At 61.3% G+C, this 10,696-nt stretch carries 3 protein-coding genes; all 3 read left to right on the top strand.

The genetic code is table 11. The annotated features are described in order from the left end of the window. The first annotated feature begins 135 nt into the window (after nucleotides 1-135). On the top strand, nucleotides 136-4,194 hold the full coding sequence (locus BV106_RS20500) for a hypothetical protein (protein ID WP_265595897.1): 4,059 nt from the start codon (nucleotides 136-138) through the stop codon (nucleotides 4,192-4,194). Between the two features lie 56 nt (nucleotides 4,195-4,250). Then, nucleotides 4,251-5,675 (top strand): hypothetical protein, encoded by a 1,425-nt coding sequence (locus BV106_RS20505; protein ID WP_038167648.1) that lies wholly within the window; start codon nucleotides 4,251-4,253, stop codon nucleotides 5,673-5,675. A gap of 66 nt (nucleotides 5,676-5,741) precedes the next feature. Further along, a partial coding sequence (locus tag BV106_RS20510; protein ID WP_038167650.1) for an RHS repeat protein occupies nucleotides 5,742-10,696 on the top strand: 4,955 nt, incomplete at its 3' end.

Genomic DNA, 10,696 nt, shown 5'->3' on the forward strand with positions numbered 1-10,696 from the left:
CCTTTTGTTTCGTCAGGGTGCATGGCGGATGCTGCGCCGGCCTCGCTCTGCCATCCCAATTTTTTTGGTGGCAGCTTCTTCATTTATTTGTCGACTTGAGCGTCTCCAAATGCAAAATTTAAGCTAAACCCCTATATGTCGAATTGTATTTACCCACCTCGCGGTCAGGGTCAGGATGATCCATGGCTGCGCGCCTCGCGTAGAGCGCATCTCAGGCCTCTGCAGGTTGCCGCGAGCCTGCTTCTCACAGTGCTGATTGCTGCCAAGGTGGCAGCGCAAAGCTGGACGCCCGTCCCGCTCCTGATAGGTGACAACACCAAACAAGGCAGTCTTAGTGTCATCAGTTCACCGGCTGGCTGGACGGTTTCAACGAATGCCTCGGCCTGGGCTGCTCCAGGTGTGGAAAGTTTGTACTATGCGGCCGCTCCTGTAGGACCGTCGGGCACCTTCTCCTGGCAGCCACCGAATGCAGGGAGCATTCCTGCGAATGGGGTCACCGGGATCATGATGCGTCGGACCGTTGGCCCTGAGGCGGGGGCGCCTTTTGTATTTGTTGGGGTTCGGCAGGGGACACCGGGGGTGGAACTGGCCTGGCGGTCCCTTCCAGGACAGCCAGTACAACTGGCGGCAGAAATTCTGTCGGCGACTGATTTTCCGGACGGGAGCAAGTTGAAGCTCGAGTGGGTGCAGGGGCGCGCGTTTCTGTCGTATCAGCAAGGAGGCGTCGCGAACGCTCCCTGGCGCCGCCGACTTGCCATTGAATTGGGAGGCGGCAGCAGTCCGGTCTATGGCGGGCTGGCATTCGGCTCGACGTCCGTCACTGGGGCGACGGTGAACTACGCAGTGGTGGCCGATCAGGTTCAGTACGAGGAAAAACTGGCGGGAGCCCGGTGGATGCGGGTGGTGGAGCCATTCGAAGATCTTGGTGCGAACAGTGCGCAGGGTGACCGGTTCAGCATGCAGAGTTACGAGTTCTCGTCGGGAGCCGACTCTTATTCTGCCGCTGGCATCACCATGAGCCAGATTTCCGGCACGGCGGGGGCCACGGGGATTGAGGGGGACTTCTGGCGGCTGGGTCTGTCAGGTGAGACTACGTCTGCACTTGAGAGCTTCGAATTCAATGGCATCCACAGTTATCGTGATGATGTGGTGGATGTTTACGTGAGGTTGGGGGAGGTCAATGCTCAGACGGCCCTGCCGCTGGTGACGCTGCGTCGCACTGGGGTCTCCCCCCATGCCACGAGTTCTCTTGCAGCTGCGCCTCTTGGAAATGGAGTGTGGGAATTTGTCGGGCAGATTCCAGCTTCGACAACAACATCCGCCAGCAGTCCCATCTCGTTGACGTTTGACTGGGCATTGGAGGCGGGCTTGAAGGATCGCTTTGCATTTGATGGCATCTTGCTGGCCGGACAGTCGTTCCGCGCAGATCAGAATGGCGATGACCTGCCGGATGGGTTTGGCGGCGACTATGCCTCCGTTCTTCGGTACACGGGTGATTTTGATGGGGATGGTTGGTTGAATGGAGAGGAGTTCTTAGTGGGGAGTGACCCGCTGGTTGGCGGCTATGGCACGGTGGAGCTGACCAAACAGTCCCCCCTGGATAGCCCATGGGATCTCGCGCGTGGTCGCTGGTCGGCGCTACCTGCGGAAGTGAAGGCCACTTACGTCAACCCGCGCCCCGGCCGGCCAGCCGTCGTGGAAGGTTTTCCCCTCGTGTTTAATCATTCCGGCACGGGAACCGGCATCATTGGCTTTGGCAGGCCCGTGGATCCCGCCCCGCTCATGGATGGTGGCTATGTCGCGTTGACCGATGCGCAAGGAGTGGCTCGCTCCCATTTCTGGCTGGCGGCGGATTGTCCCCTGCTTGATGAGGGAATGACGAATGATGTGGTTGCCAATGCCCTGTCACCCTTGCTCGCCACCGGGTGGGTGACTTACCCTGTCCGGCCCTATGACAACGCAGCTCCCGGTCCAGTGGATCTCCTGCCGGTGCAGAGTCTCTTGACCCACGTCAGCACGGTGGCGGATCTGCCCACAAGTTTCCTGGTGGTGGGAGACTGGCTTCTGGCGGGAGAGTCTGAGGTGCCCGGCGAAGGTGCGGGCACCAGTCCCACAGGCCGGGTAGCTCTTCGCCGATGGGATGGGGTTCAGAGAGCCTGGCAGCCCGCGGGCTACCTGCCCCTTCCTTCCGGTTTGCCGACCAATGGTCGTTTCGGGCAGAGGCTAGTGCACGACGGAGGTTTCGTGGCAGTGTCGGGAGGAGGGAAAGTGTATTTTTATGATTTGTCGGCAGATGGGCAATCTTGGCTGCCATGGGGGGCACCGCTTACCACGACAGGCAGGCTCCAGGCAATCAAGAATGGCTGGCTGGCGATGACGGATGTGTCTGGTAGAGGAGACGTGTCTTTGTACAAAAAGGGCTCTGGCAGCTGGTCATTCGTGACCAAACTGGAGCCCGTTGGGACGGGGCATTCGGACAAGTTTGGTGAGGCTCTCGCGTTTTCAGAAGAGGGGACCCAGTTGGTGGTGGGTGCTCCCTCGGATCCCAGGTGGTACATCAGTCCCAGCAGCCTGCCCTATGTGGGCGAAGTGTGGACCGAGTGGGAGGTGCAGGATCCCATCTGGGACTGGGTGTACGATGAGTATGGCAATCCGACTTGGGCCATTGTTGGCTACACTACGCGAATGGAGGGGGCATGGGTGCCGGGGACCGTGTATCCGCAACCGCCTGCACCTTCATCCGTCTATGTCTATGAACTGACTGGTGCTTCCACATGGAGTCTGGCGGACAGGATCATGAATCCTGACCCTGCTTCACTGCCAAGTGGGTTGCAACCCGGGGAGTCGACAATTTGGCAGCCTGGCGAGATAACCCCCACGGTATTTGGTGCCTCTGTGGCAAGCGTGGAGGATTGGGTGATCGTGGGAGCGCCGCAGTACTCGGGTTCATTGGATGACTCGACCCAGGTCTATGGCTATGCCGGCTCGGCGATTGGCTATCAGAAGAACAGTGGCACGGGCGTTTGGGATCTGATTCAACGTTACAACCGCTCCAACACCCGATTTGGACTGGAACTTTTGACGCATGGCAGAAGTCTCTACATGGCGGCAGGTCCGTGGACGGACTCCTCGTCCCAGCAGCACGAAGGCTTTGTCGATGTGCTGTCGGTACAAGCGGGGGAGATCGTGCATGTGGACGATGTTTTGACGCCTTCCTCCAGCTTTCTGCTGCCGGTGGTGGCAGATGAGCAGTCGCTTTGGCTGAGTCATTTTCATCCCGGCTCCCCGACGGTTCACGATGAATACAACTGGCTGCCGGTAGTTGACTGGGATGACCCCGAGGAATCGACCATTGCCGCGTGGCTAACGACGTTCGACGCCAACTTCCTCACCGGTGTACCTGCGACTGAGACGGTGGCCGTCAGTTTCATGGAACCCTCTGCGCGATGGAATCTTACGGCACCGCTCTCTGGGGAGACGACGCCATCGGTTGGCCCCGGAGAGAGCTCGCCGCTGGCGGTCCGCATCAAAGATGGGGCAGGACTCGCAGGTATTGCCCCGGCGGTGGACTGGTTGGGAGTGACGGCTTCAGACAAGGCAGGCCAGACCTACCAGGAGTATCATGGCATCCGGGTGCGCGGCCAGGTGCCGGCCGTTCCGGAGATCACCGTTGCTGGTCCTACCGGGCGCCAGACGCTTGAACTGGTTTGGGACTCGCCCTTGCACCGCCCTGAAGTCATCGTGGTGGAAAAAGCGTCAGGTTCAGCGGTGGAAAACTGGGAGACGGCCCTGGGAACCCCTGCGGAACTGGATGCGCTCTTCACAGAGGCGGCTCGTCTTGGCGCGTCCTACACGAGGTACATTCATGCGTGGGCCGGGACGTTTCAAAACACGGCCTTTCGCTTGAGAGCGGCCAACAGCGAGGGCTCGTCTGCTGCCGGCCCCTATCTCATCGTCGATCTGGACAGCGACAACGACGGTCTGCCCGACTGGTGGGAGGAACTGTTTGGGAATCTTGCTCCGGGTGTCGACACGGACAATGACGGACTGAGCAATCTGGCTGAGTACCAGAAGGGCACCGATCCTCTTAAAAATGACACGGATGGTGACGGCCGCCTGGACGGCAGTGATACCGCCCCTCTGGAGTTCAATATCGGCCTGCTGAACTTCGTCGTGCACACCGTGCTGCAGTAGTTCCTGCGACTCGCCGCGGTGTGTTTTTCAGCCTGTTAACCCCCAATTTTCATTCGATGCACAACAAATCCCTCCTGCTTTTGATGGGCGTTGCCCTTTGCGCCCTGGACCTTCCTGGCGCTGATACCTCGAACCCGCCGGGGCTCAAGCCACCAGCGTTGCCAGATTCACCCACCGGCGCCTCCATGGTCGTCCCGGAAGCCCATGGCATCGGCTACACGCTCGTTGTTCCCCGGTTCTCCACCCAGACCCTCCTTTTGGATGGCCGGGGCAGGGAGGTTCATACCTGGCCGGGTACCACCAGCGGTGGGGAGTCCGCCCGGATGTTGTCGGATGGCAGCCTGCTGCGGCTCGCCAGCACGCCCCTGTCAGCACCCTTCAATCAATTGGGCGTCAGTGGCGGACGGTTGCAGCACATCGCGTGGGATGGTCGCTTGTTGTGGGACTTTGCCGATGCCACCAGTGACCATCTGGCCTACGGTGATTTGCTGAAGCTGCCCAATGGCAACGTCCTGGTCTCGGTGCTGGAGTTCAAGACCCGCCAGGAGTGTGAAGCCCGGGGGCGTGAACCCGGACTGGTAACCGACAAAGGAATGCTGGTGCCTGGCTTGATGGAATTCTCTCCAAGGGGGAAGTCGGCAGGCGTCCCGGTCTGGAAGTGGAGCCTCTGGGACCATCTCTTTCAGGGGCGCAATCCCAATCTGCCCGAGTACCAGTACCCTGGCGAAAAGAAAGGCGCGGTGGACCTGGGTTCCCTGTCTGGCAGCAAAGGCCCGGTATGGATGACCCCGGCGGTACTAGACTACAACGCTGAAGAAGATCTGCTGCTCGTGGTCATGGGAGGTCTGGGCGAAGTGTGGGTGCTGGATCATGGCACCACCCCTGCCGAGGCCGCCACCCGGGAGGGCGGGCGTCGTGGTGCCGGTGGGCAGCTCCTGCTGCGCTGGAAAGGCCCGGCCGGGGCTCCCGGAGCCGCGGAGCCTCCAGCCTCCCGGGTGATTTCGGCCCACTGGGCCCGTGGATCGTCAGCGGCCGCAGGTCCCGGCCTGAATGTCATGCGCTACGAGGGGCAGCCCTACAAGCCGGTGGTCGAGTTTGTCTCCTTGAACCGCGAGACGTTGCAGCCGGCAGGGGCTCCTCAAGTGACTTTTCGGCCCGCGGACGGGGGCGGGAAACAGCCGCTGCCCTCTGGCATGGACTGGCTGTCAGACTCGGGTGCGGCCATGTTCTCGGAGAACCTGCACGGCAAGGTGCACCTGCAGCAGGGTGCCAAGACGCTTTGGACCCACACGAACCAGCATGGCCGGGTCAAGCTTCGTCCGCAGGTGGTGAAGCCCGGGGAGGAGTGTTGTGGCAACACCGCCGCTCCAGCTCAGACCGCTGCAAAGGCGGACAAGCCTGAACCGGTCAAGCTGCCGGAGATGGAGGTCGCTCCGGTCAGCCGGGTTCGACTGTATCCGCCAGACTTCCTGAAGCGCTGATGGCCAGCGCATCCTGATCCTCCCCCCATTTCTCCAAAAAAATTCCCTTCGAGTTTCGCCTTTTGCATGAAATCCCTTTTCGTTTCCTATCTGCCCCAATGGCCGCTTGGTGTCCTCTTGTTGGCGGCATGGCTTTCCATCGGTGGCAACACGGCGCGCGGTGCTTGCGTACTCGGCTGTGAAGGCGGGGCAGAGATCACCGGCACGGTGTACCTGCACGGCAGTGGAACCGGCATGATTGGCAAGACTGCGATTGCCTCTAGAGACCAGCCTTATGAAATCACCCTCTACACCGACAGTGATGGGCGTGTGCCCTTCAAGTTGACGGTAGACCCTGGGGCTGCATGTACTGAGGGAAACAAGGTATTGGACTTTTCCTTCAGGTCCTGCTCAATCTCGATGGTAAATGACATCAGGGGACTTTCTGTGGGCGGCTACTGTCAAAAGATCGGACCTGAACACGAACCCTGTGATTGGGAATTGTGCACGGGGACGGGATGCGAATTCGTCGGCTATGACTGCGCCCCTGAGGTGATGGAGCGAATTGACCCCTTGAAAGTCTTTCCAGACGACAGCCTCCACTTTGAACCAGGAAACCTCGAGCCTCCTTCGCCGAGAGCTCCGGAGGACAACACGGCCCCAGATCCCGGCAATCCTCCTGCTCCTGATCAACCTCCCGGTCTGCCCGAAAGGCTGGCGCAGAGTCTGAGCCTGGGGCGCAATGGGGCAGGAAAGCCCCTCGGACGTCTCGCCTGGAGCGTCCAGGCCGGAGCCACGGATGTTTCGGTGAACGATGTGAACCTTGATCCGGCGAGAGCCGGCGTGGGGTTGCTTGCGGAACTCATGGTGGGGGATGTCCGGCAGGTCCTGAGCGGGGCCGTGCTGGTGAATCTGCGACCGGTGGATGCCGGCAACCCCACGGCGGGATTTGTGGCTACGGCTTATGCCCACACCGCCACGGCGTTCCCCAGCGGCGGCGCTGCGCTCATCGACACGACCAGCCTTACCCCGCTGTCGCAGGCGACCGTACGTAAAGCCACGGCTGAAGTTGGCACCTCGAACTTCACAGGCATTCAGGTCACCTCTGAGCGGCCTGGTCAGGCCCCGGTGACGACAGAGCTTTACTCCGAACCTGCCGCCGGTGGCGGCGGCATGGGCATGCTGGTCCATGGCGCCACCGCGACCCGGACCTACCGCCTTCCCTACGTAGGGGACGAGCGCGAGGAAACGGTGGAGGAGCTCAAGCGAAACAGTGAGCAGGATCCCTTCTATGTCACAGGCACCCGGGTGGACACCTATCAGAAGTTTAGCTGGGGCGAGGAACGCATCAAAAGTGTGGCGGGTACCGGTACGAATGCCCGGACCTCCCAGTGGAGCTACCACACCACCGGTCCGGCCGAGGGCCAGATGCATGTGCAGGTTGATGCCGATGGTTCGTGGAGCCGACAGTTGTACGATGGCAATGGCAAACTTCAGGCCACCTATCGGCCCTGGCTGGATGGAGGCAGTGGCGTGCCCGCCGCACCGAACTTCGCGCAGGTGGAGGCCGTGCCCGCCTCCGAGTGCGTGGTGGATGAGTATCAAACGGTGAGCTTTCCCTTTGAGTCGGAGATCCGGACCACGAAAGTGAAGGGCCAACTCCAGTCCCGCTCCGTCACCACGGAGCGCTGGGTCATTGATCCCGTGTCAGGGCTCAATGTGAAAGAGCGGCAGATGGAGGTGTTTGGCCCGGACGGTCAGCGGCTCAGTGACTCGCGCTCCGCCACGCAGAACGTGCTGGTGGGCAGCATGCAGCAGACCGGGCGCACCGTGTACAGCATTTCCTCTGACGGCACCCGGGTCAGCTACGAGGAGACGGAGGCAGTCACCAATGGCGTGTTGGTGAAAACGAGCAGAGTCATTCATGGCACCGCCACCCAGCCGCTCGGACAACCCATGCGAAGCCTGCGGCAGGTCACGGTCTCTAGTCCAGACGGGGCGATGAGTCAACAAACCCGCGTGGCCACCGGGAGTGGACAAGATGCCCTGCTTTCCAGCCAGTCTTCCACCACCACCCGGGTCGGGACCGCGGAGGTCACTGAGACCAAACGGGATGGCGTCGTCGTGAGCACCACGACCGCCGCACAGGATGGCACGGTCATCACGGTAGATGAGAACGGTATCGAAACCATTTCCATGATGGACCCTGTCACGGGCGCGAGCACCTATACGCGCAAAGGGGTGCTCATTGAGCACAACGGGCAAACGCTGCATGACGGGTCGGATCTGGTCACAGTGGTTTCCCAGGAGCCGCGGGCGGCGGTGGCTGGAGTCGTGCCCTTGGGCTATGTGGAGCGGACCCGGCGGATCGCCAACAGTGTGAGCGTGACGGAGTCCGTCAGTGTCTATGATGAAGTGGGTCAGTTGCTGTCCACCACGGATCAGCAGGACCGTGTCACGAGCTACACCTATGACACCACAGCCGAAGGAGGCCGCAGGACGACGGAGACTGGCCCGGGCGGCGTGACTCGCATCACCACCTACTATCGGGACGGGCAGTTAAAGAGTGTCACTGGCACCGGCGTGGTTCCGGAGTACCACACCTACGCGGTCAGTGGCGGGTTGACGATGGCCACGGTGCACTACGGTGCGGAAAACTCTCCACGCTGGAGGAGGACGGTCACGGATGGCCAGGGGCGTCTCATTCGCGAGGAAAAGCCGACCTTTGGTGGCACTGGCGTCCTCGCCACCGTCGTGCACTACAACGCCCGTGGACAACGGGTGAAGGTGGAGCGTCCGGGCCTGGCTCCGCAACTCTATGAGTATGATGACCTGGGAGAGCTCTTCAGAGAAGGTGTGGACCTCAATGGCAATGGCCTCCTCGATATCTTTTCGGAAGAGCCCGTTACGGAGTACGTTTCAAGTTACGAGGCCGTGGGTGCCCAATGGTGGGAGATCCGGCGGGTTCGGCAGTATGTGAGTGCGGTAGGCGGGCCTGGACAATTTCGCCAGCAGGAAACGCGGCGTCGTTTGGGCGGCGGGCTGGCGGGGGTGACGGAGACGATTTCTCCCGGCGGTGGGAGGGTCACGGTCAGCACCACCGTGAATGCCGGCCAGAAACGGCGCACTGTCACAACGACCGTTTCCGGCAACAGCAATGCCGGTGAACAGGTGAGCATCAACGGATTGACTGTTTTCAGCAAACGTCCCGAAGACGCCGTCACCACCGTGATGGCCTATGACTCCTTTGAGCGCCTCAAGGATGTGAAAGGTCCACAGGGGGACGTTCTCTATGCCTATGACGCGGCAGGACGGTTGGAGTCCGAAATGCGTCGGGGCGGGACTGGTGCCACCATGGCGACGAGTTACACCTATGTCGTGGCCAACGCTCACGGTGCTGGGCAGGTCGCTACTGTGACTGCGCCGGCCAGCCGGATGAACCCAGGTGTGACCTCGGTAACCTCCTTCGCCTACGATGCCCTAGGCCGAAAGGTCAGCCAGTGGGGACCGGGCACCTATCCAGTGCATCATGTTTACGATGGCTACGGCGACTATGTGGAGATGTGGACCAGTCGGACAGCGCTCAATGACAATAGCAAGCCTTGGGGTGATCCTGCTCATGCTTCGCTGATCTCGAAGACTTACTGGATCTACGATGCGAGCACCGGATTGCTGGCGCAGAAGAAGGATCACTCCCTCCAGTCCACCAGCTACTCTTACCATGCCTCAGGCCAGATCCAGACGCGTACTTCGGCGAGAACGGTGGCCGGCCAGCCGCTTCAGACGCAGTACCTTTATGATGGTGCTGGGAGGCTCACCGGGGTAGATTATTCTGACAACACGCCGGATGTGAGCTACGCCTACCACCGCCATGGAGCCCTGCGTCAAATGACAGACGCAGCGGGCGTGCACACCTATGACCTGCTGGCCGCCAGTGGTAAACCCATGCGGGAGATCATCACCGCCGGTCAGGGGGGCGCGGGTCTGTTGATTGGTCTGAATCTGCAGCATGGTGAGGACGAGCACAGTCGTCCCACTGGCTACCAGGGAGCGCTCACTCCGGCCGTGACCAACGCTAGGCCGCTCACGCTGCCATCTGTGTCGTATCAGTACCAGAACCGCGGTCAGCTTTCCCAGGTCAGCGGCAGCGGCCGCACCGTTACCTACAGCCGCAGTTACATGGCGGGCCAGCACGTTTTGGCGCTGACCCGATCCAGCGCACCCGGCGGGGCGGGCGGTTTCAACAGTACCCTCACCAACGATCCCGCGCTGGGACCTGTCGACGTCGTGCATGGCACCACCACGCTGTACCAGAAGCGCAAGCTCAATGGCCTCAAGATTGACCAGTACGACAACTACACGGGCGGCTATCACCTTCGGCCAGATTCCCAATGGACCTACTCGGTTGACGATCGCGGCCAGGTCACCGGGGCCCGCAAGCGCACTGTCACCAACGTGAGCACGGGCGCGGCTTTCCTGCTGGGCGGCTGGGACGCCGCCTACAACTATGATGACATTGGCAACCGGACCGGTTCCCGTTTTGGAGGCGATGGGCAGGAGTCCAGCCCAGTGGGCAGTGAAGAAGTGGCCTATGAGGTCAATGCCCTCAACCAGTACACGGAGATTGAGAACCCCCGGGCGTTCTTTGTTACAGGCAGTGCTCCGGCGGCCTCCACGGTGGGTATCAGCCTCAATGGTGTGGCCGCCAATCGGGTGGTGCCACACTTCTGGGCGCGCCAGGAAGTGGCTGGCACTGGCTCGACCTGGGCCGACGCGACCCTCGTGGCCACGAGTGGCAGTTCGACGGTCACGGTTCCCAAGCATACCTATGTGCCGCCCGCAGTTGAAACCCCATCCTACGACGCGGATGGCAATCTGGTGTCAGACGGCCGCTGGCTGTATGCCTGGGACGGGGAGAACCGGTTGAAGGAAATGACAACCCAGGTCGCTGCCGTATCAGGCGGGGTGCCGGACCTCCGGTTGGGTTATGCCTATGACGGGCAGAGCCGCCGCATCCGCAAGTTGGTGGAGGAGAAGGTGGG

It is taken from the genome of Verrucomicrobium sp. BvORR106 (assembly GCF_000739655.1).
GTDB lineage: Bacteria > Verrucomicrobiota > Verrucomicrobiia > Verrucomicrobiales > Verrucomicrobiaceae > Verrucomicrobium.

Excerpts from the sequence above, each read along its gene's own strand:
- BV106_RS20500 (WP_265595897.1), top strand. The coding sequence starts at position 136 with ATGTCGAATTGTATTTACCCACCTCGCGGTCAGGGTCAGGATGATCCA.
- BV106_RS20505 (WP_038167648.1), top strand. The coding sequence starts at position 4,251 with ATGCACAACAAATCCCTCCTGCTTTTGATGGGCGTTGCCCTTTGCGCC.